This is a genomic window from Erythrobacter sp. SCSIO 43205 (assembly GCF_019904235.1).
In the GTDB taxonomy this organism is placed as follows: domain Bacteria; phylum Pseudomonadota; class Alphaproteobacteria; order Sphingomonadales; family Sphingomonadaceae; genus Erythrobacter.
This window is the reverse complement of sequence record NZ_CP063202.1, coordinates 927,041-952,232: the sequence shown is the minus strand read 5'-3', so window position 1 is coordinate 952,232 and position 25,192 is coordinate 927,041. Positions and strand designations below refer to the sequence as shown.

Sequence of the window (25,192 nt, the reverse complement as noted above, 5' to 3'; positions counted from 1 at the left end):
TCAAGGGACGATCGAGCGCGATTGCAGACCGCGCGACCAGTCGAGCGCGGCGGACATGGACGGTGACATCGAAGCGGCGAGCGCGTTCTCGATCATCGCGGTCTTCTCGATGATTTGCATGATCGCAGAGACCTTGGCTTGGCCTGTGGCTTGCCGTTGAATGAGACTGCTGCGCACTTCGGCCACTTGGCCTCGCCAGATCGCGAGCTTGGCTTCGTCAGCGGCGATGAAGCTCGCCATTGAGCGCCCGGCTTCCGACACGATCCGGTCAAGGATCGCATAGAGCAGATCAACACTTGCAATCTCGGCAAGCGTATCGCGATCATCGGTCGGCATGCCGCGCCCGTAAGCGGCCTGGACGGTGAGGATTTTGTACAAGGGGACCGAGGCGACCTGCAGCAACTCCTTCTCGGCATTGCCGATCGCTGTGTCAGTCCTAATCGCATCAACCATATTGCTGATGAGCCCGGCAACACGTGGCCGGATCGCTTTGGCGTTGGACAGACTCATCTGCTGGAAATTCGGATTGAGACAGAGATCGGTCTCGTCGCAGCGGAACACGCGCACGGTCTGGCCCTGTGTCCCGTCGAGCAGCGCGCTCACCAGAGTTGAAGACGCATCGCCCGCAAAAGGCACAAACTTGCCTGCCTCATTGTCCTTGGGCGGGACATAAATCACCGTGCCAATGAGCGTCATGGCGTATTCGGCAAGCTCGCGGTCGAAGGTTCCACCGGGGTTGAAGAAGGCGCTCTTCTTCAAGATATGCCAGGTGTAGTTTCGCGGGATGCCAGGATTGACGTCGGCATAGACAGTGCCAGCGTTTTCATTGGTTGAAGCGCGCTGGCCGCGCGTGCCGCAGCCGTGTTTGGCTGCGGCATAATCGGTGAAGATGCCTTCAGAATTGCCGATCGCTTCGCAGATTGCTTTGTCGGCGAGATCGCCTTTGGGCCATAGACCGCCGACCAACCCTTGCGCCATTTCGCAGGAATTGATCGAGAGATTGTTCATGAGCTGAGCCTTCTGGCTAAACTCCTGCATGATCTTGTTGCATTCAGGGCAGACGGTGTCGATCGCCAGGCTGAAAGCGAAGCCAACTGCGTTGTTGGCAACCGCCTTCATCAGCGCGACCATCTCGCTTGCATTGATGAAGGAAAAGGAGCCAGCAAAGATGTCGATCCCGCCGCATCCGGCGCGCGCTCTTGGCAATTGCAAATTGGCGATATTGGTCGTCTTTTGCGGAAAACGCGTCCAGACATTGCCGAGACTGTAATAGCCCGCCGACTGGCCTTCAAAGGCCGTCGGGCCGGTGACGTTTGCTGCCGCGCCCATATCATCCATAAAGCGGTCCATGCTATCGCCGACATTTGCGGCAACAGGCGCTGCGACCATGCTGGCTGCAGCAATGGTGAGCGCTGCATTGCGGATGCTAGTAATCATGTCCGGCTTCCTTCGAGGTGAGGAGGTATATGCGGTTCTGAAGTTCGTCGGCGGACAGCACGCCGTAACCGATCGGAATGGGTCGCTTGGTCACGCTGTCCCACAGCACGAGCGCCGGCGTGGCCTTACCTTCAAGACCGAGCCTGGCGCGCTGATTGGTCTCGATCTTAAAGTCCGGGAAATGGTGCGAAGGCCCGCCGTCAGTTGAAATCGCGCGCACGGTAATGCCCCAGCGGCCCGCCACGCCTTTGACAATCGGGCTCATGACTTCGCAGGGGCCGCATGTCGCGCTGAAGAAATAGAACAGCCCATAGCGCTGAGAGAGGCGCGCCATCACGCTGTCGCGCTCAGCTGCCCGTACATCCTGCCATTGCTTCTTGGCGAGTGCACCAACCGGGCGCTGCAGCGTGTAATCAAGGTCCGGATCCTGCCAGATCGCGCGCTGCCAGACATCAGAAAAGAGCGAGGCGCGATCGAGCTGCGCGCGCTGGAAACGAACATAGGCAGCGACATTGCTTTTTGTCGGATAGAGAATTGCGCGCGCCTTCAACTCGCGCAGCTCGCTCGTTATCGCTTCCAGTTCCCGGGTCGCAGGGAGGCTCTCAGGCTCTCCGGCGGCTCCTTGGCGTGCCTCATTTTTGGAAGCCGGCCTGGAACAATAGAACCAATAGCCGAGCTTGCGCTCCTCACAGTAGAGCGTTTCTGCAGCCGTCTTTTTCTCGGTGCTCTCAACTCGCTGCGCGCTTGCTGGCGCCGCGCCGAGGACTGCTGATACAAGGATTAGAGCGAGCCCGGATTTTCTGCACATCATTGGGCGCCCCTTGCATAATAGTCTTCGATCTTTTGCTGGATGAGCAGGCTCGTTTCAAGCTCATCGGGGAGGCGCGCCGCTTGGGTAAACTCGGCATAGACTTCGCTGAAATCCATCTGGCTCAAATCAAGCAGCGCGAACTCGTCCAAGGTGAAGCCTTCGCACTTCTCCCTGCTTGGGCTCATCCCAGGGTTTGGGGAGCTGTTTACGCCCCTGTTCCTGCAAGATGCGCGAGAGCTTGCTTTCAAAACAGCAATAGGCCTTGCGCTTTGTAACGCACACGCCAAGCACCTTCTTTGAGCAATAGGTCCCGACATAAGCGCAAAGCCCCTGTGCATCGGCGTTCATGGAGCAGAACTTCTTCGCGGTCACAGCCGAGCGCAACCAGCAGGCTGATGCCCGGAATAAGCGGAAAGCCTTTACCCTTGCAGCATTTCAGCACGCCGAAGACTTTGGATGAGCAGGTGTTTCTGGTGCCGCGAAAAAGCGTCAGCGTATCGGGATCAAATTGCCCTCGCGCTTCATCCATCGCGTTAAGCGCTGTGACTGCATCCTTGAACTCATCATTGGGTGTACGCTCAATCGTCTCGCAGCTCCCGTCGATGCAATAGACATCGCCATCACAGACATACTGCGTGGTGTTCTCTGTATCGGGCAGCGGGCATTCGTATATCCGCTCCCACGTTGCGCAGGGAAACTCTTCGGTAAGGCATTCTTCGCGCTGGAAATGGCAGGTACCCTGGCTCTCAATGTCCGAGCAATCGCTTGTCTCTTCGCGCGAAGTGCAGCTGTACTGGCGCTCCCATTCCCAGCAACTCTGCGTGACAGCGACCCCGTCGATAATACGGGTTTGCGGACTGTCATCTGTGCAGACTTCCGCGTCGAGCGTGCAATCATAATCTTTGGCAAAGGGGCGGCATTGGCTTTCGTCGATTGCCGTCTCTACCGAATTGTGAGTGGTGATTGAAAAAGGCGAATACCGCAAGTCAGGCGCATCGCAGGATATCTCGGCAATCGGCTCGCCCGGTTCGGTGCAAAAGCGCCCATATCCCGTCCCGCTCCATTGCAGGCAGGGTCCGGGACGATAGCCGGTCACCCGGCACTTCGTCTGATCAAAATCGGCACAAAGAGGCAGGCTGGGAACAAACCCCGTCTGATTGCACAAATAGTGCCATTGCTGATGCTGGATTACGCTGGCGATAAGTGGGACAGAGCATTGCCCTTGAGACTGCTCGATCCGCGTGCCGGTGTTGCAGGTCGCGGTGTAGGTGCCAGCGGACCCAGAGCCAGGCGGCAGCGGGATACATTCCCCCTGACTTCCGGAGATCGACATCCCGCTGGTGTAATCAAGCGGAGCTTGATTGATCACCAGGCTGCGGGCGACAATCGCTTCAATATCATCACTCTCAAAACGTGCACGATTGGCCATGCTGTCGCGCACCAGGCGATGGCCCTGGTGATTGCGCGCTGCAGCTCTGGCAGCACCTTCAATCCGCTTGGGAACCCCCGCGAGCCGTTCAAGAGATCGCACAGCTTGGCGATCAAAATTGGGCAAGTTGGAGTCGCTGGGCTCCGCTTGGCTTGCTGCTTGTGCTTCACCGCGCAGGCTCTCGCCAAAGGCTTTGCCATCGCTTCTTGCATCCTGCTGCTGGGCCGAGGCAGGCGCAGCCAGTAAACACAGTGCAAAGAGCACATCCTTGATATATGGTTGGCGGATCACATGCGCTCTCCTTGCAAGCGGTGAAGATGAAGCTGCGCGAGGCGAGCGCCGGGACCGCCTCCTCTGGCAAAGATATCAAGCGCTTCTGCAACAGTGATATTGCCAGCAACGCGGTCATGAGGTGGCAGTGTGTCAGTGCAATCAAAGCCATCGCAGGGCGCAAAATCGCTTGCGACCATCACGAAACTGGGCGCAGCCTTGATCTGGAATGCGCGGAAAAGGCGCGGATCGATTCCGAGCGCGCCCGCTTCATCACCATCGCTCCAAATCGCGGCTAGGCGCCGCTTAAAGGCCCTGCTGTCGCCTTGCGGAAAGCCGCGCAGCACCGTGACTCCGCCAGCCTTTGTGACGTCGCGCACCAAGGCCTTTAACGACGCTTCGGGCATGCCGAACGAGGCAAAGGCGATGAACTTAGGTGTCTCGGTGAGGCTCGCCGCCTCCGCATCGGCTTGCGCGCGGATCATGCGATCGAAGTCGAGCGGGCCTTCGTCCATCGCTGCCTGCGTGGTGGCTGCATAGCCTGCGCGATTGTCCATCGCCTCCTGCTGCGTTTTCTTGGCATTGTGCGCCAAAGCATCGGCTTTTGTCCTTACCGAATTGGCGAGCGCTTCGGCGTCTTGTGAATGCTCATTTGCGCGTGCCCGGATTTCGGCAAGATCAAGCTGTGGCGAGGCATCTTGGGCTGAAGCGACAGCGACGCTCGCCGCGATTGCAAGGCTGGTGATGGCAAAAAGGGGAAAGGCGTTTCTCATAGCGCGCAGCAATTCCTTTTGCGCCAGACGAGATATCCCATGTCTTCGCCGATGGCGGGGATCATCTGTCCGGGAGATTGAAAGGTGGTCGAGGCCCCGATAGGCGGGCAGGCGTAGCGGCCCTTGGTCGCCGGATTGGGGTTGGTGGACTGAAAGCGGTATTGCTGCTTGCGCATCACCGGCATCAGATATTTGCCGCAAAGCCCCTTGGAGCCCATCGTGCCCCAAGAGACGAGCTCGCGGTGAAGCTTATAGGCAAAGCGCGAGAGCACGAGCCGCGACGCCTGAACATGGCCGATCGAAGCCGAGACATTACCGTTCATCGGATACATCGAGCCCTGACAGCCCGCGCACCAGAACATCTCATCGAGCGGTAAATTGGCGCTCGATGCCGCGCAATCCGCAGCGCAAGCAGCGAGCGCCAACGGATTGGCAAAGAGCACCGCTTCAGGATTAATGATCGCGGTGAGTTCACTGTCCTGCCACAGCGGATCGATCTCGGAGATGTAGAGAATATCAATTGAACCGGGCTCAAGGCAGAGAAAATCTGCGACGATCTCCATCCAATAGATCAGCGGATAGGCGTACCAATGGACATGCCAGCTTGAGTAATACTGGCTGGCGCCGCCAATTGCCGAGGGTCCCGAGATCGAGCGGAAACCGATATCGAAGCCGGGATCGAGTTTCATCCCGCCGAGGTTGACGAAGCACCAAGGCTTCATACTGACATCGGCGAGCCGGACCGGCTCCCAGAACCCCATCGCGATGCCGGGCCGAAGCCCGCACAGGCACACCGGTAGGTCCGGATTGTCGGGATCGGGCCGGTTGCTCGGCCAGATTTCGAGCCCTCCGACAGAGATCGGGAACAGGCACGACCAGCAGATGTCGGTGATCGGGTTGACGAACTGCCCGGTGCATTTGCCCGGCCCGGCATCGGCTGATGCCGGGGAAGCGAGAGCGAGCGAGAGTGTCGCTGTGACGAGGATGAGGAAGGCACGGATGCTGCTCATGGCCGGGCCTTTCGGAGCGGCAGCGCGATCTCGCTTACTTCGAGGACGCGCCCGTTCTGGCGCACCCGCGCGGGCGTTGCCCGAATTCCGAACTGATGCGTGAGCTTGCCGCCCTGGTCGAAAAAGAAGCGGCGCTGACGGGCCTTCATCAGCTCGAGAGGGGCGCCTTTCACGAGGATCAGCTTGGCCTGCGGGTCCTGTCTCAGCGCCCAGGCGATCTGCGAGGGATCGTCGCCGTCGATAAACAGGAGGTCGCCGCGCAGCTTGACGCTGTCGAGCGGATTGACCCGCGTTCCGGCGGCATGGATCAGTTCACCTTTGGCGCCGCGGATATCCGCAGCAAGCGTAATGGTCGGATCGAATGCCCAGCTGCGGTTTTCGTGCGCGCGGACAAGGCCGGAAACCGGATCGGGCCGGTTGACCCGTGCGACTGTGCGGCGTTTCAATTCCTGATTGAGGCGCGTGGTCTCACCAGACTTTTCCATATGGATAAGCCGCGAATGGATCTGTTCGAGGAGGTCTCGCTCGACAATCGGAAAGAGCGCGCCGCGTTGGCCATAGTCGCGCGCCAGCGCCTGTGCGGGCAGGAGGGCAAGGGAAAGCGCGATGAGTGGGAGTGCGGCGCGCGTCACAGGATCGCCCTCCCGCTGCCCATAATCTGCGTGGAGCAGACAAAGCCTATCTCGGCATACCGACTATCGAGCCCGCGCGGATGATCGGTTCCGGCGTAGAAACACCCTTCCGGGACGACGCCTTGCGGCCCTTGGGAGAGCGCAATGCCCAGGCGTGTTTTCTTCAGCCTCGATGCGACCAGCTTGTCGTTGATGAAGACTTGATTGCCCTCATGGCGCACCACATCACCGGGCATGCCGAGCACGCGCTTGCCGAAGATTTGCGGTTCTTTGCCAAAGTGGCTTTCGACGAGCTCGCTCTTCGGCGGCTCGAAGAAGATCAGGTTGCCGCGCTTAATCGGTGTCTTTTTGTCGAGCCAGAAGGCCCAATTGGGAAGACTGGGGCTCGCATTGATGAAAAAGGCGTGGCTCTTGCCAAAAGCATCGAGCGGTGCCCAGGCAAGCGGCAAGAGGATGAGGCCGGTCAGTAGCAGCGGGCGCTTGAAGCGAAGAGACAGGCTCATGGCTGCTCTCCCGTTTGGAGTTTTTCTGCGATGCGCGCTTCAAGTTCGGGCGTCGCGTCTTCAGCCGCGCCTGCGAGCACGGCTTCGGCAACCAGAATGACGCGGCCATCGCGGCCCATATCTTCAACCGCGCTTTCAGCGGCCTTGAGATAGGCAAGGCTTGCCGCTTGGACTGCGGCGGGCTCTGCATCGGCGTGCGCAGCCTCTTCGACAAAGCTCCCGATTGTCTCCGCAAGCCGGACCGTGACAATGCGCTGGCTCGGCGGGGCCTGTGCGACCTCGCGTGTGATCCATGCGCCCCATAGCAAAGCGCCGATCAAAACCGTCACTACGAGCGCCTTGAAAAGCAGCGCGCGCGTAGGGTTCGCCTCAACCATGGGACACCTCGCTTTTCTTGAGGCCGCGTTCGAGGCGATGCAGGAAAGTTGGCATCCGGATGAAAGCGAGCGTGCCCACGCAGATGAGGAAGGCCATCTGCAAATCCGATGCAAAGAGATACCGCGCTATCGGCTCAGCGGTTCGGTAATGGTCCGCCAGATTGCCGAGCTGCGCAAACAGCGCGGTCAGATCCCAGCCCGCAAGAAGCAGAAAAAGGAAGAGCGGCAGTCCGAGCACTAGCAGCAAGGTGCTGGCCGCGAAGATCATGCATTCAATGAGGACAAAGCAACCGCCTTGAAAAAGCGCTTGCCAGTGGAACGATCGGCGAATGCGCCCTGCCCGCTTCATCAAGACTGAAGGTGAGCGATCGACGAGCATCTGGGTCTCGATGGTCATTGGCTTTTTCCTTCCAAGCCTGCGACCAGCGCCACTGCGCGTTCAAGCGGCATGCCGCTTTCGACATGGGCCTGGATCGCAGCATATGTGTCGGGATCAGAGGAGAAGATGGTCGCTGAAAGCGGGTCGAGCACCAATCTTCCGACAGCCTCGGTCTCCGGGCCCTTCACATAGATCTCGCTATATTCGGTCCCCGAGCGCTTGAGGCTTCGGATCAGTGTCTCGGTGCGATCATCCATGTCGAGCCGGGCTTCCTTGCGGAAATCCGCAATGGTCTCCGGCTTCTGTTGGAGAACCAGCATCCAGTCGCTGTTTTCAAGCGCGGCGCGCGCGCCATCGGACTTGTAATAGTCGTTCAAGGACTGGGTTGCGGTGGCGAGCGCGCCGCCATATTTGCGCGCCGTGCGCGCATAGGTCTCAACAAACTCGCCCATCGAGCCGCCTTTGAGCATGGCCCAGGCTTCATCGATGAGAAGCAACTTCTTTGTCGCCCTTGAGCTGCGCGTCATCGCCTGACCGGTCATGAACATAATGGCTGAGAGAACGACGCTTCTCAGCTCCTCTCGGCTAGCCAAATCGCTCATTTCGAAGACGGTGAAATCATCTTCCAGCGCAAAGCTCGCTTTGCCTGAAAAGAACCCGGCATAGCTGCCACCGCGGCAGAAGGGAGCGATCGCGGTAGCGAGTTCCTTGCCCGCCTCGTTTTCACTTGAATAAAGCGCATGCGCGATATCGTCGACCGCGCCGCCGCTGCCAAGCGCTTCCCAGACCTGCGTCACCGCGCGGTCGATGAGGCCGCGCTCGGTATCCGAAGGGGCTGCGCTCGGCCGCGCCATTTGGCCAATGATCGCTTTGATCATCGCAAAGCAATCAAGCCTGTAATCCTCGTCGATCTCGGCGCGGGCATCATCGACCATCGAGAAAGGATTGAGCGAGAAACCCGAAGCCAGCGTGAACTCGACAAAGCGCCCACCTTGAAGCTTCACCGAATGCTCAAAGCTGCGACCATCATCGATTACCACAACCTTGGCACCCGCGCCGCGTAAGGCGGTGCACAGCTCTTGAAGGAGCACTGATTTGCCTGACCCCGATTTGCCGCAAATCGCGATATTGTGATTGCCTGCACTGTTCTCGAAAGGCGACCAGAAGAAGGGTTGCCCACGCCGTCCAAGCAGCAGCAGATGCGGGATTGCGCCTCCTAAATATTCGCCTTGCATCGGTGCGATGTTCGCAGCCGTCGTCGACAGCATAGTGCGAAAACGCTTGAGGCGCGCCATGTCGTGCACGAGGCCATCAGCAAGACTCAGCGGGAACGCCGCGACCAATCCTTGCAATTGCAGGAAGCGTTCATCGGCCAAATCCCATCCGGCGGCTTTGTAGATCGCCTTGATCGTGCGCTCATGCGCATCGCCTTCGCCAAGCGGCGAGATCGTGGTCACGCCGTAAAAGAGTTTGACCAGTTTCTTGCCCGCTTGAAGCTCGGCCTGGACATGTTTCCATTCGGCAGATTGCTGTGAAAGATTGGGAAGAAAGCGCGCGCTTTTGGTTTCCGAAAGGCTGGTCGTGCGCATGAACTTGTAGCCTGCGCGGGCGCTAGCAGCTTCCTGATCGGGATAATGCAGGCACATCATGGTCGCGGCAGGACAGGGAAAGCGCAGCTTATCGGTAAACATATCACCGATAAGGCGCGCGCATTCCCAAGGCGCCCAGCGTTCCGGCATCGAGCGCACACCATAATGGCGCACATCAAAGCGGTCGGGATAGCATTCACCCATCTGCGGCACGCCATCGCGATTGCGCCCCGTCTCGCGGAAGCGTTCGGTACGAAGGATCAGCCGGTCGTCTTCGACTTCCAGTTCGATGTCGCGCCGTATGGCTTGCGCATCGAGCGTGTCTTCGCGGTTCCAATGCGTGCCCTCTGGCTCGCGCGCTGTCGTGGGTGAGGTCAGCTCATCAATCAGCGCCAGAAGACCTGCGGGCTCTAACGGGTTGGAAGAAAGGCCCAGAGAATTGAGCATCCCCATAAGGCCCTTGCGGCATTCGCTCAGCTCCGCATCGCTTACATTGCTGGGGACCGGCACACCAAGCGAGATAACCAAGCGCGTATGCCGGGCATGGAAAGGTGCATGCTCAGAGCCCGATTGCCAGACAAGATCGTAGAGCCGGTTCGTGCGCGCTCTGGCGATCGCTTCATAGATCCCGCCTTGCTCATAGCGCGGAGCAAACCAGGGCGCGACAATTGACCCAATACGCGGGCTCGCAAAGTTCAGAACTTGCAGGCAGGCGCCTTGAGGAAGGCTTTCGGAGAAGAACTGTCCCAGGATCTCGCCTGTGCGTTCATCCGCACCAATGAGCGGCGTTACTTCAAGCACAAAGCCTTTGGAATGGGCGTTGCGATAGAGCCCCGCGCTTTCATCAAATACGCGGTAGGGTAGCCAGTCCGAGAGCATATCGAGCGAGAAATGGGCTGCCTTGTGATCGGCCTGTTTGGCATCGCCGAACAGGCCCGAGAGCAGCGCATCGCGCGCTGAAACCAGTGAGAAGGTCATCGCATCTCTCCATCATCTGTGGTTGATTGGGACACCCGGCCTGGGGGGGGGGAAAGGCCGGGTGTCCCTGCGGCCGACGCTTTCGCGCCGGACAGCACCGGAGAGTTCTGGGAGGGGATAACCAGAAGGTCCGGTAGCTGCTGCGGGGTGAAATTGGAAGAGGGAGCGACAGGCTCCTCTAGCGGTTGGTTTTGGCTGGCATGGCCAAGCGCACGAAGCACTTGCCCCGTCGACAGAGGCGCCCGCCATTCAGAATACGATGGCTCGGGCAGTGGCACGAAGACAATGCGCGCTTCATGCTCGCGTCCGCTGGCATCGCGCCGTGCAGCAATCACAATGCGAAGCTTGCGCTCACTCCTTTGTGCTTTGATGACTGTGGCAGGTTCTTGAGGCAGGCTTGCCTTTGTTGCTGCATCATCAATCGCCGAGGTAGGAGCGCAGCTTCCGCTTGGCGCGCGGCAGGCAAAATCGCCGCTCACATTGCTACCCAAGGTTGCGCAGCCGCTTACTGCGAGACCCAGGATGGCTAACGGTGCTAGTTTTTTGATCCGCGCCTTCATTGGTCTGCTCCGCCATTGGCAAAGCGGATCAGCGTCTGCGCATCGCGGTAGCCATGGATCACCGCGCCATCCCTGGCGCGCACGATCACCGGCGTTCCGGAAAAGCCATTGGCTTTGGCAAAGGCCTCGTTGGCATCAAGCGCATCGCTGACATTGCAAGTCGATGGGACAGGGCTCGTCTCGCCAGCATAGGCTGCATGCATCGCCTTGACCGGATCTTGCGCGCAGAGCACGCTTTGCGCCATGCGGCGGCTTGAAGCGCCGAAGATCGAGATCGGGCGCTCTTCGATGGCGAGGCCAGTGCCTTCAAGCGCTTGGGTCAGCTGGCGGCAATAGCCGCATTGAAAGTCGGAAAAGACGATCAGCTTTTCGCCTTTGGGATTGCCCCAATGAATGGCGCCCTCTTTGGGGAGGCTGGATGTATCGACCTTGGCTTTGGCGGTTTTCGCAGAGCGGTTTGGCGCTGCACTTTCAGCGCGCCCAGCAGCGCGCGCCGCTCCTGCCGCCAGCAGATCAGGATTGAGTTCGATCAGCCGTGTGGCCGTCACATCGCGGCGTTCTTCCAGATCATAGAGCCGCCCGACAAAGAGATAGCGCGCGGCCTCGTCGATATAAAACAGCGTGTCACCCGAAACGACTTCGCACCAGGGCGCAAAGCTCCTGCAATCGAGCGCATCGATCGGTGTCTTGGGCAAGCGCAGCTTGAGCGCCTGGCTGACATCGCGCGCAATCGCGGCATGAGCCGGGATGGCAGTCATCATCGCAACACCGCTGGTGAGCACGGCGGCAGCGCTTGCTGCTGCAATCGAGATATGGATGGCCCGTGTCATCCAACGGGCACGAAAATCATGAAAATTCATTGAGAGGGGCTCCTGACATGGACGCCGTCGAGAAAGACGATTTCGACTTCGATACCGGTCGGCATCTCGACGACGGGTTGATATTGTTCGGCGCGTTCGATGAGATATTGGCTGACAGTGTCGGCGGCATCGCCAGCGCCTTGGCCCAATCCACCTGCCAGAATGTCGGTGGGCGAAAGCGCGCTGCGCCGGCTATCCTCGCCGACACGGCCTGCAAAAATGCCATTGGCGTTTGCAGAAAAGCCTCTTCCAAACCCGCCGACGATGCCAGCGACCAGCGCTTGGCTGACAAGACTGCCTTCGCGGCTGACAACGCGGCCACGCACGCCTGATTTACCCGCAAAGGCGATGAAGCCTTTCACTTCGCTCACAGCATAGCGACCGCCAGGCTGTGCGCAGGTCATGCGCACCAATTTGACGTAGACTTTCTCAGCCGAGAGATCGCCGCGCGCCGCGCCATTGACGAGGCAGCCGGTCAAATCGGTGGTGAGCAGGCGATCACCTTTGAGGACCGAGCGCGCCGGACCCGTGATACGCAGCACAACAGGAAGCGGATCGCTTTGGCTGGTGACTCCGGTTGAAGCATCGACGCCGACGATAACTGTTGCAGGCGCATAGCTATTGGGCGGTAGATAATCGCGGCTTGCTTCCAAAAGCAGGGGTGGAGACCCATCGCCAGCATTGGTGGGAGCTTTGTGGGCAGCCTCGCTTTCAAAGCTCAGCAGGCTGGGTTTGGGCTCGGTGAGCGGTGCGGGTTCCAAGGCGCTTGAACCATTTATGGGTTGAGCCGGTGTGATCGGTTGAACGGGCACAATCGGTGGATTGGCTGTTGCGCTTTCGAGTTCAGAACGCAGCACAGCGTTCTCAGCCGAGATCGCATCGATCGCGGCCTGGCCATCGCTGAGCATACGCGCGTTTTCGCTGCGCAGTGTCTCAAGTTCCTGCTCAATCGAGCTTTTGGGAAGCTGGCTTTCTTGCAGATCCTTGATCGCGCGGCCCTGCGCATCGAGCCGATTGCCATAGGTCGCCACAAACTCACGCTGGGAGAGATTGCGATTAACCAGCCCGCCCGTATCGATCGTGGTTGCGCCGCCTTTCGCACCATCACCGGCATCATCACCGCTAAAGATGAACATCGATCCGCCGATCAGCGCCGCCGCTCCGATCCCTGCAAGGAGCAGTTTTTGCCGTTTGGCGATCGCAGAGTTGAGGCCTGATCTTTTGCTGTCAGGCGATTTGGCTTTGCTCTGTGCCATCACTTGAGCCCTCCCTTGGCAAAGACGAGGAAGGCCTGTGTGCTTTCGCCGGGAGCAAGCGTTTCGCTAGCATAGGCAAAGGCGAGCGCGCCTGCAGGCGCGTCGCGCTCGCTGGTAAGGTCAAGTGTCTCAGGTCCAAGATTGCGCAGAGTGAAGGCCTGACCGGTTAGCTCCGCGCCTTCATATTCCGCGACCTGCTGCACTTCGAGACCGCCTGTGCGGCGCGGACGGGAGAGCGCCGTGCGCGCCTGGAAACCGGGCAGCACCGCATCGCTTGCCATCGCTTCGATCAGGCGGATCGCGGCTTCGCCTTCGGATGAAGGCGGGTTTGGGCCTTCGCTAGTATCGGGGTTCGCCAGCGCTGGATTGGTCACGAAAAGCTGGCTTGCCTCATCGCCGTCGACTGTGCAGGCAAACTTGTAGACATGGCCTTTGGAACTGGTCGCAAAGAAGCTGACTTTGGCGCTCGCATATTGCAGCGGGACCGAGACATAGATGTCACCGCGCACCGGCTCATGGGTCACTTCAAAATCATTATAGGGATATCCGCTCGCCATCTTGGAGACATTGGCAAAGCCGTCTTGGATAAGCGCAATCCGCGTGAGCGCGCCGCGTGCAAGCACACAGTCAATGCTTGCGCCATCAGCGGCTTCGACAATTTGGTCAGCATGAGCAGGTGAGGCTGGGATGAGTGACGCGGTGGCGAGCAGCACGCTCGTAAGCCCTGTTGGCAGGGATCGGGTGGCAAAGCTCATTGGCTTTCCTCCTCTTTGCTTGGAAGTTGGCGGAAGCCTGAAAGGCCAAGGCTGAGGCCGCGACGCTGCCAGATGAATTCAAAGCTCCGGGTCTGGCTGGCGATCACTTGCGCGCCGACAAAGGTCTTGAGCGTGCCACTGACCGTTGAGGTGAGCGCGTCCGGATCGACATGGATCTGCGCAATCACAAAGGCCTGGCTGATGTCAGAACCGCGTTGCTCATCGACGATCTTGATTAGCTCAGCCTTAAGGTGTCCGCGCGATGAAGGATCAGCGAGTTTGAGTATGCTTTCCATCCAATAGTCGAGGCTTTCCGGCGCGCGATTGAGCAGCATCAGCGCGGTGTCGCGGGTGACAAGCTCGAGATAAGGCGCATCGATCCCGCCGCTCGAGAGCTCGACCCGTTCCGTTGTGATCGGCACGAGGACTATGGCTTCATCGCGGGTGGCTGCCGCGCCGACCGCGAGCATGGTGGTGATACCCAGGACGCCAGCGAGCGCAGCAAAGCGGTTGCGCTGCTTCAAATGGCGCTGCGCTTCCTCATAGGCGAATTCGGATTTCATAGGGTTCCTCCCTCAGCCGGCCAGCAGGCGACAATGGGAGGGCGGCGTGGCTTTCAAACCGAGGAAACTCCCCGGCAAATACCAATAGGCAGCGTGCACCAGTTTCGAGCTTGCACCGGACCGTTTCGCCTTCCGCAAGGCGAACCAGGTCAAGGCCGATAGGCCAGTCCCGATGAGAATGTGCTGCGCTAGAATGCCCCAGGCGAACGGGATCAAAAGTCCCGCAAACTCATCAATCGTCCAAAAGCCAATCAGCTCCGGATCATCGAGCCGCTGAGGCACGAGGTATTTGTCGGCCATGCCGCCCTCCTGTCGTCGAGTCCGCGATCAGATGGTCGCGGTGACGACTGAGGTGACGATCGGTACGCCCGTGCCGACGCCAATGCCAACGCCCACAGGCACAGCCACTTGACCAAGCGCGAAGCGGCCCGAAGCCAGAGCGATCAACCCGCCAGCAAGGCTCAAGACAGTGATGATCTTGCCGCCCGAACCTTCAAGAAAATCAGTGAACTTCTGAAGCGCAGGATCGAAAGTGGTGTCAGCACCCGCATAGGCAGCGCCGGCGCAAGCCAGAGCGACAGCCGCAGGCACGATATAATCGCGGGCCCGAATGTTGCTTTTGGCGGTTTGGGCAAGAGTGAGGGTCTTGGTCATCGAGGATCTCCATTGGAAATACAAAGCAGCGATGCGTTCGCTGTGTGTTCTTTCCTCGAATGAAAGGATAGGTGTAGGAAAAGCGAAACTGTAATCGGCCAGCCCGAACCAAGGGAAAACGGCACTATCGCTGTAAAAAGCTGGAAAGTGCGCTGGCTCATGCCCTCGATGAGCAATGTTTACCGGATCGCGCGCTTTCCATCCCGTGTAGCGCGCGCTGACGCTCAAATTTGCGTTAGTTCAAGGAGCGATCGTGATTCGCAGCATCCTATGTGTTCTGTTTTTGTTCTTTTTTGTTTCCTACACCCTTCCTACGCTTGTAGCCCCGTCCTTGAATTTAAAGCCCAAGGAGAAAGGAAGCGGCTATGCCCCATGCAGTGTCCCTGTCAGAACAAGAAAGTCGTGCTGATTTGGCGCGATTGTTGAACGCGGCTGTTGAAGCGAGCGGACGTCTGCGCTGCGACATCGCGCGCGATGCTCACATTCATAAAGACGCCTTGCGCAGAATTCTTACTGGCAAGCGATCAACATCCCTAGGTGAAGCATCGCGGATTCTTTCCGCCAGCGGTGTGCGGGCAAAGCAAACACTCTCCCTGTTTATCCTCACTGACGCCAGCCTTGCCGCTGAATGGCAGGATACGAAAGTCGGAAGGTTCCTTGAGGACTTCCTGACCGAGCTTCCCGCAGCTTTGTCAAGCGAGCTTGCAGATCGGCTAGAGGACGTTCGACCACGCTGGGCAAAAGGGACCGCTCACCGCGTGGCACGGCTGCTAGCCGATCACATCGACGAACTTGAACGCAGGGACGTGCTGCTCGATGATCTCTATGCAACTGCCGCTGGAGGTCATCATGGCTGAGCAAACAGACAGAAAATGCGACAATCCACGTCGGATACGCCGTCTCATTCGCTTGCCAGAAGTGATGAGGCAAGTAGGGCTTGGACGCTCAACGATCTACCGCTGGATGCACGAAGGCCAGTTTCCCAAGCCTGTGCAATTGGGGGGACGCACAGTCGCCTGGTCACAAGAAACAATCGACCAGTGGATCGATGAGAGGATCAATTCCAATGCGAATTGATAGCTGCCCCTTTCCCCAAAGCTGTGGGTTCACTTGAGCAATCCGATCTGGCAAAAACACCGCAATCAAAGGGGCGACCCGGAATTGCGGAACCAGACCACTCTCTGGCCCCCGGGAAGAGATAGAGCCCGGTGTGCGCTGTTTGATCGTCAAGCGAGTGTTGGACACACGAGCTTCGTCCAACATTTGCGCACCATGGCTGTGCGCAGCCTCAAGCATTCGCCTGTGCCACCAGATCACTTAAAGCTTTTTCTGGTCCTTTTATCACTGCTGGTTTAACTTTCGTGCGATAAGCCTTGAATTTCGGGATTGCATCATGTCACAAAAACGCAGCAGGACTCACAGGCTTAATCACCCCAGCAAAAGACAAAAGACGTCCTAAATGGCATCAACGATCCCGATTACCCAAGTGCCCGGCCACCAGAGGCAAGCCTTATGGAAGGTAATCATAGTTACTCGCGACGACGAGACATCAAAAAGTATCGCCGCACTCCTGCCGGAAGAATTGTTTGAGTGCTATTTTGATAGCAACCTTATCTCTTTGCCCGAGCAGCCTCACCGGCCTGATCTCGTACTGGTGGAAGATGTCGGCAGCCTACTTGCGACAGCATTCAAAACGAGATTGAATAAAGATCTGCAAGCGGCCATTTGCGGCTTTTCTTCCAAAGCGAGTTTGAAGAAAATCGTAACCGCAACCAAAAGAGGCGCGTCAGATTATTTCATTCTTCCTTGCGATGACACTTTCGTGACGAGAGTTGTTGTCGCGTGCACGCGCGGCAAGGAAGAGTACGCAAACTGGGTGAAAGACCACAAGATACGGGTCGGATTGACCAATCTGTCCAGGCGTCAAAGGGCCGTTGCACGCAGAATTGCTGATGGCCAAACCTACAAAGAGATCGCACAAGACCTTGAGCTCTCGCCCCGCACCGTCGAAGTTCATGCCAGTAGCATTTACCAGTCGATGGGAGGCATTCGCCGATATGACCTGGTGGGCATGAGTCACTGCTTTGAATAGTTGACCGGGCCTTTTGTTTGGCCCGGCTGGCACCGGATTCGTTTATCAACCAAGCGCTAGATTTTGAGCATTCCACTCAAAGCGTGCTCGCAGAGCATTTCCTGCCTTGCCGTCCACGGCAGGCCAGTTTGAAATCAAAAACTCGAAAGCTTCTCTTGGCCGGCCGCGGAAATTGTATCGCAACTGCATCTCGGCAAGATACAACCACGCATTCCCTGCCCCGATCTGTCCGTAAAGACGCAATGATCGCCTGAAAACAGCCCAGCAGGTGTCGATCTCGACCGTGGAGACACCGTTGCGGTAAAAGGTGCCTTCGCTGTGATTGACCCAGCTATGTCGAAATCCGAGCGCACGAAGATTCGCATAACCTACCCACTGATCAGTCATGACCCTGGAACCAGGATGTACGAAATGTGACACCGCGCGCTCCAATTCGCTTTGTGTCCGGTTCTCAATAAATCCGCATTGGACTTGCCCGCAGTGAGCGAGGCCTAGAAGGATTTTGGGCTGAAGCGCATCAAACTTGTTGTCTCTGAAATATCGCAGATAGACTTCATCGATCGCAACTGGATCGCTTGGGTTACCAAGCTTCCTGAGGGGCTGAAGCGAGGCCATATGCATACGGATGAGATTGCCCAGCCGATGCGCTGTCTTTGTTCCCAGTCCCAGATGTTTGCGCAACAAAGAGGAATGCACACCATGCGATGAGTTCACAAAGAGTAGGATCGCATAAAAAACAGCATGCAGGGAAATATTTGAGCGATAAAATGGCGTACCGGCCAATGTGGAAATCTGTTTGCGGCAGGTATGCCGGAATTTCTTGGTGCCTCGAATGTACGTCCAGCGCCCAAATTGACCACAGCGAGGGCACGGCGTGTGAGAACCGTATTTCGTTTGCTGAATATGATGCAGGCAAGCCAATTCATCAGGAAACCGGGCAAAGAACTCTGCAGCGCTGACAGCTTTTTCCGCCACAGCCTCAAAACCCAGTGTCTGCTGGAATGAACGCCTGGTTTTTGACCTTGGTGGTGCTGGAATGAGACAGGGTCGGCCAAGTGCACACTAGGTCCCAGAAGCGCATTTTCGAGTTTACGCGCCGGTTGTAACGGAACTCGAACTCTTTGAGATAGAGCCAAAGATTATTCACAAAAACATTGCGAAACTGGTCTCTCAAAGCCTCATAGACCGGTCTTAAAAAACCATGAATTGCCTGCTTGCCGAGAAGACCGTCGCCTTCATCGAGCAAGTCCCATGTAAGATCGGTGGTGCAGACACCATAATTTGTCGCGACATTCATCGTGAAGTGGCAGTCAGTCACCATAGATGACCCTGCCGCTATGTGCAGATCAAGGGCCTTGTTGATTGTCGAGCGGTCGGCATAGGGCATGACGACTGTCCTGACTTTTCTCCCGTCACTAAGAAGCAAAACAGCGCAGCGGTTACGGGTTCCTTTTTTCGGATTTGTCACCCTTCGCAGCATATGCAACCGCACAACCACTACATTTCCAATCGATCCAAGCCTGGGCTCACAGCCTTGGATCATCGCCATATGAAGCCGGATTTTGTTCGCCATTCTAAGAGCCGTGGGTATACTCACTCCCATGTGATTGGATATGAAGCTGAGATTGAGGCCTCGCGAGGTATTGGAAAAATAAAGCATCAAATAAAACCAGACATGGACGCTGATTTTTGATCGCTCGAAGATTGTTCCGACCAGCGGCGAATAAATCCCGCCGCATGAATGGAAATAGTGCTTTTGCAAGTCATGCTTGCGCCAGTTCGTTGTTGGCATCGAACATCTAGAGCAAATATGCCGCCCACCCGTCCGAAACAAAAAAAGATGCCTCAGACAGGCAATTTCGTCTGGAAAGGTCGAACTGAACAATTGAAGACTGGTGCCCGCAAAACCGGGAATATGGTGGCCATAGGAAGTGGCCGGATAGTCGAGATATCCATGGGTCACAGTCTGCGGATCAGTGGCTCACACATTGACACAGACACTTTCCTATCAAAAATGCGCAAGTCTGAAGAGTCAGGCATTCTTCGCGGCGCAAACGGAGCCTCGTTCTGCTTGCAAAGGATGAGTTTGGGAAAGACCGCATACAGCCTGAGCTGGAACCGGTTGCGCCAGGCCGGGCGATGCAAATCTTTGAAGACCGTGCTTTCTTATGAACGGACTTTTGCCGGCTCTAACATCCAAATCGGACGCATTACTCATTCGCAGCATGGGTGATTACTTGATTCATGCTTTTAAGTGCGTATGTTTTTATTGGGTATCTAGTACTGCCCCGCGCTCGGACTGTGCACCCAGTTCGGGCGCGTTTTTTGTATCGGGAAGAACTCACGTGGCAAAAAGACTAGATAGAGTTCCTGTTTCGTTGAAGAAGTCGTTGGCGCTTTACCAAGTCAATCAAAGCGCATCCTGAATTGGTGCCGGAAAAACTGATTGCGCTCGACCAGCCTGGTACCAGACACAAAAAAATCGCCCCGGAACCGAGGCGACCTTTTTGAACTCAACGAAAGGTAAACGGCTTAGCCGCTTACAGGCAAATCGCTGTCGTCGTCATCTTCATCAGCAGCGATGATGACGCCACCGATCACAGCAACACCTGCGAGAACGGCGATGAGCAGCGTGGGCGCACCAGCTGCATTTTCACCTTCTACCGGTGCAACGGCGCGATCAAGTGCGCTGGCTTCTACAGCCGACGCTGCCACAGGAGCGAAAGCAAGTGATGCGGCGCCCAATCCGAGAATCAATTTTTTCATGGCAAATCCTTTCAAGAGGTGGGTTAGAAAAACGATGCGACTTTGTCAACCATAGATACTTTAAGAGTGATCTATAGTCCCTCTTAGTGACGCGCTGATGACCATTCGCAAATCTCGCTGCTTGCTATGCACGAAGCGATCCGCCGCGCAATATGAAGCAAACCAGAACCAACAATAGGCGGTTTTGGTCTGTGAACGAGTAGTGGCATCGTTTTGCTGAAGACGTCGTGCCACCGCGAAAACCATTGCTTTTGCTGGAATAACCATTAAAATGTTGTGGGATTTTCGGTTCCAGTCTGCGAAAAAAGCATCTTTTGCCGCAATGGTGCAGAGCGACGCTCACCTGTTACCCATTGCCCGAAACCTGTTTTGGCTCTGATCCGCCTCTGTTCAAGGCTAACCCTGCTGCTCGAACCGCTTTGCATAACATCGCCCTCTTGTTATGACTGATCGAAAGAACAGTTCACTACGCTTGGATCAGACCTCAAAGGACCGGTTCATCTGAATGCACAACCCAGATACTTCCAACGGCTTCGAACGCTTGCGTGTTTGCGTCTTCGATGAAAAGGAAAAGCGCGCTAACCAACTGATTTCGCAGATGAACAAGTCCTGCTTCTCACCTTTCGCATCAGCTCACTTAGCCGACTTTACCGATAGAATTGCCGACATCGCTCTCGTTCTGGTGTACGACAATATCGCAACCCCTGAAAGACTGATGGGGATAGCCCGTGAACGAAGATCGCGAGCGGTTTTTTGCGCCTATGCCGAAAAATTTGACGTGCGCAGGGTGGTAAAGTGCATCCGCTCGGGACTGGTCGATTATTATTCCTTGCCGTTAGACAAGAATTTCAACGAAAGTCTTCTGCTAGCAGCAAGCGAGAAACCAGCGTTGCCGAGCGCCATGCTGTCGAACCGTACGCCTGAGGGTGAGATTATCAAATTACAGAACCTCAGCAGCCGGGAACTTGAAGTCGCAAACTGGTTGGCGTCAGGATTGAAATCCAACGAAATCAGCCTGAAACTTGGCATATCAGGCAGGACCGTGGAGACACATACACGCAGCATTTTTCGAAAATTGGGCTTCACCAAGCGCGAAGATGTAATCAAACTCAAGCACTACTTTTAGCAAATCCTCAAACGAACTCTAATCGCAGCTTGCGCATATACGCATCGGTATCAAATGTTGGACCACCGAAAAAGCTTTGACAATTGCGGCTATTCGAGGCCGAGAGCTTCAAGGTTCATGACTGCAGTGTCGTAATTTGTCGCCGATAGTCGCCCGTTCAGCTCTGCCCTGATCTGACTGATTTGCGCCGATGCCGCAGTTTCCTCTCTCACATTGACGAGGAAGAAATCGCCAGCTCCCAGAGATAAACGCCGACGCTCAGCGGTCACCATCTGGCGTGCCTGTGCAAGCTCAGCTTCAGCCAGGTTCGAAAGCTCCAAAGCCGCTTCGAGATTGGTCACGATGTTCTCAAGCTCAACTGTGAGCTCATCGCTGACACGCTGTCGATCGAGTTCAAGTGCGCGCAGTTCTGCTTCTGCCCGGTCCAGCCGCCCCTGCGCGCTTCGCCGCTGCAGTGGTACAGAGAATGTGACGCCCACGACCGTATCAGTCGAATCGAAAGAAGACCCGCCTGCGCCTATTGGCCCGAAATCGCGGCTGATTTCTGCGCTCGCATCAAGCCTTGGCAAAAGTTCGTTTCGGCGCAAAGCAATCTTCGCTTGAGCGCGCTCGATAGAAAGCGCGAGATCCGCCAGCTCCGGTCGATTTGCCACCGCTTGAGAAAGTTCAGCTTCAACCAGCTTTTCGACGGGAGATAAGCCTTCAAGGTCTTCGACATCTGGCAAATGCGCACGATCAGGGACGATCATTTCGCCGCTGCCTGTTCGCAGGTAAAAGCCAAGAGAATTGGAGGCCGTTGCAAATTTTCGCTGTGCTTCTGCAAGAAGCGTTTTTCGTCTCAAGACATTTTGCTCATTTTCAACCAAAGCGATCCGCGGCGCTGCGCCCTCTTGAAACTCCCGGTTGAGGCCAATCGCGCGCGCCTGCGCAATTTCGAGCAACTCTTCATACACGCCGACTTCGCGACCTGCCGCAACCCAGCGCCAGTATGCACCAAGGGCCTCCGCCTGCACTTTAAGCTTTACCAACAGCACGTCGAGTTGCGCTTGCGAGGCGGCAAGTTCAGCATCGCGCCTGGCAAAGCGGCGGCTGTCGATATTTGTATCTCGAAGCAGGGGCAGAACGCCGCCGATTTTGATCTCACCAAACTCATTGGTGTTGAAGTAATTTTCGTAAGTTGGAAAACTTCCGTTCGACAAGCGATAAGAGGCAAAAATCTCAGCGCCCATTTGCTCCAAGGGCTGTGTTGCTTTCGTGTCGAGGTAGATCGTTGAGTAAAACCCGGTGATGCGGGAATAGGCTTTGGCATCGAGCATCAAATCGAAGGCGCCTTCAGCTGCCAATTGATCTGAACGTACAGCAGCCTCTTTTTCGAACGCTGCAAGGATTGACGGGAACGTGCGCGCTGAAGACCGCAAGAGTGCTTCAGGTAAAAGCGCTCCATCCTCCAAGACTTCCGAGATCGGCGGTACGACAGGCTCTATATTCTGCGCAGTCAGAGGGCCTGCAATGCCAAGGCAGGCTGCACCAAGAACCAAGAAAGCCCGCGCCTTCATTTATTGCCCCTGTCCGGAACCTGAAGTTTGCTGTGGCAGCTCAGGCGGAAATGTGTTGAGCTGGCGCCAGATTTCGTACCCTACTGGCACCGTTTCCAGCAAAATCCATGCGCGCACATTGGTGCCAAATCTGGCAAAGCGTTCGCCTGGCCATGGAGTGTCAGAGCTCGCATCTTCTCTTATGAGAACCCGGAAACGACCATCAGGTTGAGCGACTTGATCGACGGTGGTCACCTCACCGGCAAAGGTGCCGATAGCGACCGAAGGCCAGCCACTAAACTGGACCGCGGGCCAGCCTTCAAACTCAATTCTCGCTTTGGCTCCTGGCTGGACAAGCGCAACGTCACGGCCGGACACAAAAACCTCGATTACGCGCTCTTGTTGTTCGGGAACGAAGGTGGCGAGAACTTGCCCGGCACTGACCAAAGTGGCTGCATCACCTGCGTTGATCGATTGAATGAAGCCATCGCGCGGCGCTGTGACAACCTGCTCGGATTGCCGAGCGATGCGTGTTTCGGCTTGTGTGAGGTTTGCTTGCGCCCCGGCTACATCACCGCGCAATTGCTCAACTCTGATTTGAGCCTGTTCATAATCGCGGCGCGCCGCAAGGCCAGCCTCGAACAGTTCGCGCGTTCGGTCAAGGTCAAGCCGCGCTGTAGCAAGTGCGTTTTGCGCTGCGCTCAGTTGAATGCCGATTTGGGTGCGTTCAGCCTCCAGCCTGCTGATCAGCATCGGATCCAGGTCAACGATACGCGCAATTGGATCGCCTTCCTCAACCCGGCTTCCGTCACCGACATACCACTCGTCGATCCGGCCAGAGACAAGCGCATTAATCTCCTGCTGGCGCTCATTCGGGTTGATGGTCGTCACCACCCCGCGCCCGCCCGTTGTCTGCACCCAGGGTACAAAAACGAGAAACCCGACCGCAATTGATATTGCGACAAGAACGACCACTCTTACAGTTCGAAAAACGCGCGGCGTATTGACCCCATGGTAGGCCGTAAACTCCTTGATGTCGTCAGGGCTCTTCTGCATCAACTTGCTCCCCCATTTGCCGGAGGCGAAGGCGCTGGTGTCCCATTGGCAAGGGTCGCACGTTGAAAGTCGGCAAATTCGGTGAAAATGCGTTGTCTGTCAGCTTCAAGATAGAGAAAGTTGCTAAAACCCAGATCGCTTCTGCGCGAGGAGAAATAGATGACAGTCGTATACGCTTGCTCGCGCAGTTCAGCAATTGCCCGCATAAGATGATCTTCATCGATAAGATCAAACAGCGCGCTCAGGACCAGAACGCGCGGTTGTTCGAGGAGCGCATTGGCCAATTTAAGCTGTTGCAACTCGACGGCTGACAAAGGCCAACCTGTGTAAGCGATTTGCGTGTCGAGGCCGTTTTCGAAACTTGCGATAGTGCGATCCAGACCCACCGTTTCGAGTGCTTTTACCATGCGGTTGCTGGCAGTTTCGGGGCATGACAAGGTTAGATATTCACGGATTGTCATGCCAACGAAAGTGGGCCGTGCAAGCACATGGACATCCTTGCGAAGGTTATAGGCCTCGATATCCTGAAAATCGGCGCCCCCCAAAGTTAAAATGCCTGCCTTTGGGCGTTCGTGCATTTTCAGAAGGTCTGTAAAAAGGCGCTGCACACCGTGGTGGCTGGCCTGCGCCATCATGATCGCGCCGGTCGGGATAGTTAAATCAAAGCGTGCTTTCTCATGACGCGCCTGACCCTCTACACCTTGAAAAACAATGGTATGGTCAGGCCCTTCCAACTTCCTGCCTGACCCGCTGGTTTCTTGCTCAACCTGATGAAAGAGCGAGATTTCCTCCACCGCTGCACATAGGTCGTAAAAGTAGGTGAGATAAGTCCCAAGCTGCGCGACGCCGAAGAAGGCGACGGACAAAACGAGCTCTGCGGCGACCAATTGACCAAGAGTCAGTTGCCCCTGGATCACCAGCCATCCGCCCAGCCCCAACAAGGCAGCGCTCGCAGCGGCATAGAGTAAGAGAAATGCGATGGTTTGGGAGAAATGCCTGCGGAAATGGCGCTTGCGCTGAGTCAGATACTCATGTGTCATCTCATCCGTGCGCTTGATCGCAAAATCGATCCGGCGCTGCGACTTAAAGAAACCGTTGGAACCGCCTACAGTCTCAAGCCAATTTGCTGTGTTATGCTTTGCATGGCTGAGATCGATACCAGTGCGGATCGCACTTGCACCCCATACCAGCCAGATGACCCAGATAAGGGCCGACATGACCAATGTGAAAACAAGAAAAAGAGGGTGATAAAGCGAGACGAGAACGAAACCGACGGCCACTTGCAAGACCACGCTAAACCCGCCGACAAATAGCACGGGCAGGGCTTTTTGCACGTTTATGACATCGAAGTAGCGATTGAAGAGCGCTGACGATTTGCGGTCTGCAAAGAATGGATCTTGCGCATAGACCGAAATGAGCGAGATCTCAGCCACCATGCGGGCATAAAACCGCCTGGCGAAGATCTCCATCAGATGGATGCGCAGGGCATAGAGCAGGCCGAAGAGCACCAAAAGGCCAAACAGGCTCAGCGACAAGACAACAAGGGGCGCAGCAAGCGCGGTGTTGGCAACTGTATTGACCAGCATTTGAACCGAGATCGGCGTCGCCAACGAAAGCAGGCTTATGCCGATACCATACACAATGGCCAGCCAGTAAAAATTGGCTTCCGGCTTCAGTATGTCCAGGAATTGCCGGAAGAAGGAAACCAATGATATTTTGGCTCCATAGCTCGGCTGACTGAGGGGCATTCTCGCTGTCCTTAATTAGCAAAGCGCCAAGGA

26 protein-coding genes and 1 pseudogene are annotated in these 25,192 nt (G+C 56.6%); 4 read left to right on the top strand and 23 right to left on the bottom strand.

Annotation, left to right across the window (positions count from 1 at the left end):
- The 17 genes and pseudogenes from INR77_RS04440 to INR77_RS04360 all read right to left on the bottom strand — a co-directional run bounded on the left by INR77_RS04440 (position 1) and on the right by INR77_RS04360 (position 14,836).
- Positions 1-1,437, bottom strand: a complete 1,437-nt coding sequence (locus INR77_RS04440; protein ID WP_223072725.1) for a conjugal transfer protein TraH — start codon at positions 1,435-1,437, stop codon at positions 1-3.
- Positions 1,427-2,245, bottom strand: a complete 819-nt coding sequence (locus tag INR77_RS04435; protein ID WP_223073410.1) for a conjugal transfer protein TraF — start codon at positions 2,243-2,245, stop codon at positions 1,427-1,429. Before INR77_RS04435 ends, INR77_RS04440 begins: the two co-directional genes overlap by 11 nt.
- Positions 2,245-3,968, bottom strand: a pseudogene (locus tag INR77_RS04430) (conjugal transfer protein TraN). The gene INR77_RS04435 and the pseudogene INR77_RS04430 overlap by 1 nt, the downstream one beginning before the upstream one ends.
- Positions 3,965-4,720, bottom strand: coding sequence for a type-F conjugative transfer system pilin assembly protein TrbC (trbC, locus tag INR77_RS04425; protein ID WP_223072724.1), 756 nt, complete (start codon positions 4,718-4,720; stop codon positions 3,965-3,967). Before trbC ends, INR77_RS04430 begins: the two are co-directional and overlap by 4 nt.
- Complete coding sequence (gene traU / locus INR77_RS04420) at positions 4,717-5,730, bottom strand: conjugal transfer pilus assembly protein TraU (RefSeq protein ID WP_223072723.1); 1,014 nt, start codon at positions 5,728-5,730, stop codon at positions 4,717-4,719. Before traU ends, trbC begins: the two co-directional genes overlap by 4 nt.
- Entirely contained in the window at positions 5,727-6,362 is a 636-nt protein-coding gene (gene traW, locus INR77_RS04415; protein ID WP_223072722.1) for a type-F conjugative transfer system protein TraW, read from the bottom strand. The genes traU and traW overlap by 4 nt, the downstream gene beginning before the upstream one ends.
- Positions 6,359-6,865 (bottom strand): S26 family signal peptidase, encoded by a 507-nt coding sequence (locus tag INR77_RS04410; RefSeq protein ID WP_223072720.1) that lies wholly within the window; start codon positions 6,863-6,865, stop codon positions 6,359-6,361. The genes traW and INR77_RS04410 overlap by 4 nt, the downstream gene beginning before the upstream one ends.
- Positions 6,862-7,242 carry a TrbI F-type domain-containing protein gene (locus INR77_RS04405; RefSeq protein WP_223072719.1) on the bottom strand — a complete coding sequence of 127 codons (381 nt, stop codon included), beginning with the start codon at positions 7,240-7,242 and terminating at the stop codon, positions 6,862-6,864. Before INR77_RS04405 ends, INR77_RS04410 begins: the two co-directional genes overlap by 4 nt.
- A complete protein-coding gene (locus INR77_RS04400; protein ID WP_223072718.1) occupies positions 7,235-7,639 on the bottom strand; it encodes a hypothetical protein in 405 nt (134 codons plus the stop codon). The genes INR77_RS04405 and INR77_RS04400 overlap by 8 nt, the downstream gene beginning before the upstream one ends.
- Positions 7,636-10,188: a type IV secretion system protein TraC gene (traC, locus tag INR77_RS04395; RefSeq protein ID WP_223072716.1), complete on the bottom strand. Its 2,553-nt coding sequence runs from the start codon at positions 10,186-10,188 to the stop codon at positions 7,636-7,638. The genes INR77_RS04400 and traC overlap by 4 nt, the downstream gene beginning before the upstream one ends.
- Positions 10,185-10,667: a hypothetical protein gene (locus INR77_RS04390; RefSeq protein ID WP_255573932.1), complete on the bottom strand. Its 483-nt coding sequence runs from the start codon at positions 10,665-10,667 to the stop codon at positions 10,185-10,187. The genes traC and INR77_RS04390 overlap by 4 nt, the downstream gene beginning before the upstream one ends.
- Positions 10,668-10,744: 77 nt before the next feature.
- Positions 10,745-11,608, bottom strand: a complete 864-nt coding sequence (locus tag INR77_RS04385; RefSeq protein WP_223072714.1) for a DsbC family protein — start codon at positions 11,606-11,608, stop codon at positions 10,745-10,747.
- On the bottom strand, positions 11,605-12,864 hold the full coding sequence (locus INR77_RS04380; protein ID WP_223072713.1) for a TraB/VirB10 family protein: 1,260 nt from the start codon (positions 12,862-12,864) through the stop codon (positions 11,605-11,607). Before INR77_RS04380 ends, INR77_RS04385 begins: the two co-directional genes overlap by 4 nt.
- Positions 12,864-13,619 carry a type-F conjugative transfer system secretin TraK gene (locus INR77_RS04375; RefSeq protein WP_223072712.1) on the bottom strand — a complete coding sequence of 252 codons (756 nt, stop codon included), beginning with the start codon at positions 13,617-13,619 and terminating at the stop codon, positions 12,864-12,866. The genes INR77_RS04380 and INR77_RS04375 overlap by 1 nt, the downstream gene beginning before the upstream one ends.
- Complete coding sequence (locus tag INR77_RS04370) at positions 13,616-14,182, bottom strand: type IV conjugative transfer system protein TraE (RefSeq protein WP_223072711.1); 567 nt, start codon at positions 14,180-14,182, stop codon at positions 13,616-13,618. Before INR77_RS04370 ends, INR77_RS04375 begins: the two co-directional genes overlap by 4 nt.
- A 12-nt stretch (positions 14,183-14,194) precedes the next feature.
- Positions 14,195-14,482 carry a type IV conjugative transfer system protein TraL gene (gene traL, locus INR77_RS04365; protein ID WP_223072710.1) on the bottom strand — a complete coding sequence of 96 codons (288 nt, stop codon included), beginning with the start codon at positions 14,480-14,482 and terminating at the stop codon, positions 14,195-14,197.
- Between the two features lie 27 nt (positions 14,483-14,509).
- Entirely contained in the window at positions 14,510-14,836 is a 327-nt protein-coding gene (locus INR77_RS04360; RefSeq protein WP_223072709.1) for a hypothetical protein, read from the bottom strand.
- A 365-nt stretch (positions 14,837-15,201) separates the two neighbouring features.
- On the opposite strand from INR77_RS04360, the gene INR77_RS04355 reads away from it, so the two are divergent.
- The 3 genes from INR77_RS04355 to INR77_RS04345 all read left to right on the top strand — a co-directional run bounded on the left by INR77_RS04355 (position 15,202) and on the right by INR77_RS04345 (position 16,928).
- Complete coding sequence (locus tag INR77_RS04355) at positions 15,202-15,693, top strand: hypothetical protein (RefSeq protein ID WP_223072707.1); 492 nt, start codon at positions 15,202-15,204, stop codon at positions 15,691-15,693.
- Positions 15,686-15,913 carry an AlpA family transcriptional regulator gene (locus INR77_RS04350; RefSeq protein ID WP_223072706.1) on the top strand — a complete coding sequence of 76 codons (228 nt, stop codon included), beginning with the start codon at positions 15,686-15,688 and terminating at the stop codon, positions 15,911-15,913. The genes INR77_RS04355 and INR77_RS04350 overlap by 8 nt, the downstream gene beginning before the upstream one ends.
- 382 nt (positions 15,914-16,295) lie before the next feature.
- A complete protein-coding gene (locus INR77_RS04345) occupies positions 16,296-16,928 on the top strand; it encodes a LuxR C-terminal-related transcriptional regulator (protein ID WP_223072705.1) in 633 nt (210 codons plus the stop codon).
- 45 nt (positions 16,929-16,973) lie between these two features.
- On the opposite strand, the gene INR77_RS04340 is transcribed toward INR77_RS04345, so the two are convergent.
- From INR77_RS04340 to INR77_RS04330, 3 genes are all read right to left on the bottom strand, one after another.
- Positions 16,974-17,903 carry an IS1595 family transposase gene (locus INR77_RS04340; RefSeq protein ID WP_223072704.1) on the bottom strand — a complete coding sequence of 310 codons (930 nt, stop codon included), beginning with the start codon at positions 17,901-17,903 and terminating at the stop codon, positions 16,974-16,976.
- A gap of 4 nt (positions 17,904-17,907) precedes the next feature.
- Positions 17,908-18,720, bottom strand: a complete 813-nt coding sequence (locus INR77_RS04335; RefSeq protein ID WP_223072703.1) for a hypothetical protein — start codon at positions 18,718-18,720, stop codon at positions 17,908-17,910.
- A 740-nt stretch (positions 18,721-19,460) separates the two neighbouring features.
- Complete coding sequence (locus INR77_RS04330) at positions 19,461-19,694, bottom strand: hypothetical protein (protein WP_223072702.1); 234 nt, start codon at positions 19,692-19,694, stop codon at positions 19,461-19,463.
- A gap of 505 nt (positions 19,695-20,199) precedes the next feature.
- Between INR77_RS04330 and INR77_RS04325 the strand changes: the two genes are divergently transcribed.
- Positions 20,200-20,820 carry a LuxR C-terminal-related transcriptional regulator gene (locus tag INR77_RS04325; protein WP_223072701.1) on the top strand — a complete coding sequence of 207 codons (621 nt, stop codon included), beginning with the start codon at positions 20,200-20,202 and terminating at the stop codon, positions 20,818-20,820.
- Positions 20,821-20,909: 89 nt separating this feature from the next.
- Here INR77_RS04325 and INR77_RS04320 read toward each other — a convergent pair whose 3' ends face one another.
- Genes INR77_RS04320 through INR77_RS04310 form a run of 3 tightly spaced genes read right to left on the bottom strand, consistent with a single transcriptional unit; the run spans position 20,910 to position 25,159 of the window.
- Complete coding sequence (locus INR77_RS04320; RefSeq protein ID WP_223072700.1) at positions 20,910-22,376, bottom strand: TolC family protein; 1,467 nt, start codon at positions 22,374-22,376, stop codon at positions 20,910-20,912.
- Positions 22,377-23,411: an HlyD family secretion protein gene (locus tag INR77_RS04315; RefSeq protein WP_223072699.1), complete on the bottom strand. Its 1,035-nt coding sequence runs from the start codon at positions 23,409-23,411 to the stop codon at positions 22,377-22,379.
- Positions 23,411-25,159: an ABC transporter ATP-binding protein gene (locus INR77_RS04310; RefSeq protein WP_223072698.1), complete on the bottom strand. Its 1,749-nt coding sequence runs from the start codon at positions 25,157-25,159 to the stop codon at positions 23,411-23,413. Before INR77_RS04310 ends, INR77_RS04315 begins: the two co-directional genes overlap by 1 nt.
- Between the last annotated feature and the right edge of the window lie 33 nt (positions 25,160-25,192).

Coding starts and splice junctions, on each gene's coding strand:
- INR77_RS04440 (WP_223072725.1), bottom strand. CDS start 1,437: ATGATTACTAGCATCCGCAATGCAGCGCTCACCATTGCTGCAGCCAGC.
- INR77_RS04435 (WP_223073410.1), bottom strand. CDS start 2,245: ATGTGCAGAAAATCCGGGCTCGCTCTAATCCTTGTATCAGCAGTCCTC.
- trbC (WP_223072724.1), bottom strand. CDS start 4,720: ATGAGAAACGCCTTTCCCCTTTTTGCCATCACCAGCCTTGCAATCGCG.
- traU (WP_223072723.1), bottom strand. CDS start 5,730: ATGAGCAGCATCCGTGCCTTCCTCATCCTCGTCACAGCGACACTCTCG.
- INR77_RS04410 (WP_223072720.1), bottom strand. CDS start 6,865: ATGAGCCTGTCTCTTCGCTTCAAGCGCCCGCTGCTACTGACCGGCCTC.
- INR77_RS04405 (WP_223072719.1), bottom strand. CDS start 7,242: ATGGTTGAGGCGAACCCTACGCGCGCGCTGCTTTTCAAGGCGCTCGTA.
- INR77_RS04400 (WP_223072718.1), bottom strand. CDS start 7,639: ATGACCATCGAGACCCAGATGCTCGTCGATCGCTCACCTTCAGTCTTG.
- traC (WP_223072716.1), bottom strand. CDS start 10,188: ATGACCTTCTCACTGGTTTCAGCGCGCGATGCGCTGCTCTCGGGCCTG.
- INR77_RS04385 (WP_223072714.1), bottom strand. CDS start 11,608: ATGAATTTTCATGATTTTCGTGCCCGTTGGATGACACGGGCCATCCAT.
- INR77_RS04380 (WP_223072713.1), bottom strand. CDS start 12,864: ATGGCACAGAGCAAAGCCAAATCGCCTGACAGCAAAAGATCAGGCCTC.
- INR77_RS04375 (WP_223072712.1), bottom strand. CDS start 13,619: ATGAGCTTTGCCACCCGATCCCTGCCAACAGGGCTTACGAGCGTGCTG.
- INR77_RS04370 (WP_223072711.1), bottom strand. CDS start 14,182: ATGAAATCCGAATTCGCCTATGAGGAAGCGCAGCGCCATTTGAAGCAG.
- traL (WP_223072710.1), bottom strand. CDS start 14,482: ATGGCCGACAAATACCTCGTGCCTCAGCGGCTCGATGATCCGGAGCTG.
- INR77_RS04360 (WP_223072709.1), bottom strand. CDS start 14,836: ATGACCAAGACCCTCACTCTTGCCCAAACCGCCAAAAGCAACATTCGG.
- INR77_RS04355 (WP_223072707.1), top strand. CDS start 15,202: ATGCCCCATGCAGTGTCCCTGTCAGAACAAGAAAGTCGTGCTGATTTG.
- INR77_RS04350 (WP_223072706.1), top strand. CDS start 15,686: ATGGCTGAGCAAACAGACAGAAAATGCGACAATCCACGTCGGATACGC.
- INR77_RS04345 (WP_223072705.1), top strand. CDS start 16,296: ATGGCATCAACGATCCCGATTACCCAAGTGCCCGGCCACCAGAGGCAA.
- INR77_RS04335 (WP_223072703.1), bottom strand. CDS start 18,720: ATGCCAACAACGAACTGGCGCAAGCATGACTTGCAAAAGCACTATTTC.
- INR77_RS04330 (WP_223072702.1), bottom strand. CDS start 19,694: ATGAAAAAATTGATTCTCGGATTGGGCGCCGCATCACTTGCTTTCGCT.
- INR77_RS04325 (WP_223072701.1), top strand. CDS start 20,200: ATGCACAACCCAGATACTTCCAACGGCTTCGAACGCTTGCGTGTTTGC.
- INR77_RS04320 (WP_223072700.1), bottom strand. CDS start 22,376: ATGAAGGCGCGGGCTTTCTTGGTTCTTGGTGCAGCCTGCCTTGGCATT.
- INR77_RS04315 (WP_223072699.1), bottom strand. CDS start 23,411: ATGCAGAAGAGCCCTGACGACATCAAGGAGTTTACGGCCTACCATGGG.
- INR77_RS04310 (WP_223072698.1), bottom strand. CDS start 25,159: ATGCCCCTCAGTCAGCCGAGCTATGGAGCCAAAATATCATTGGTTTCC.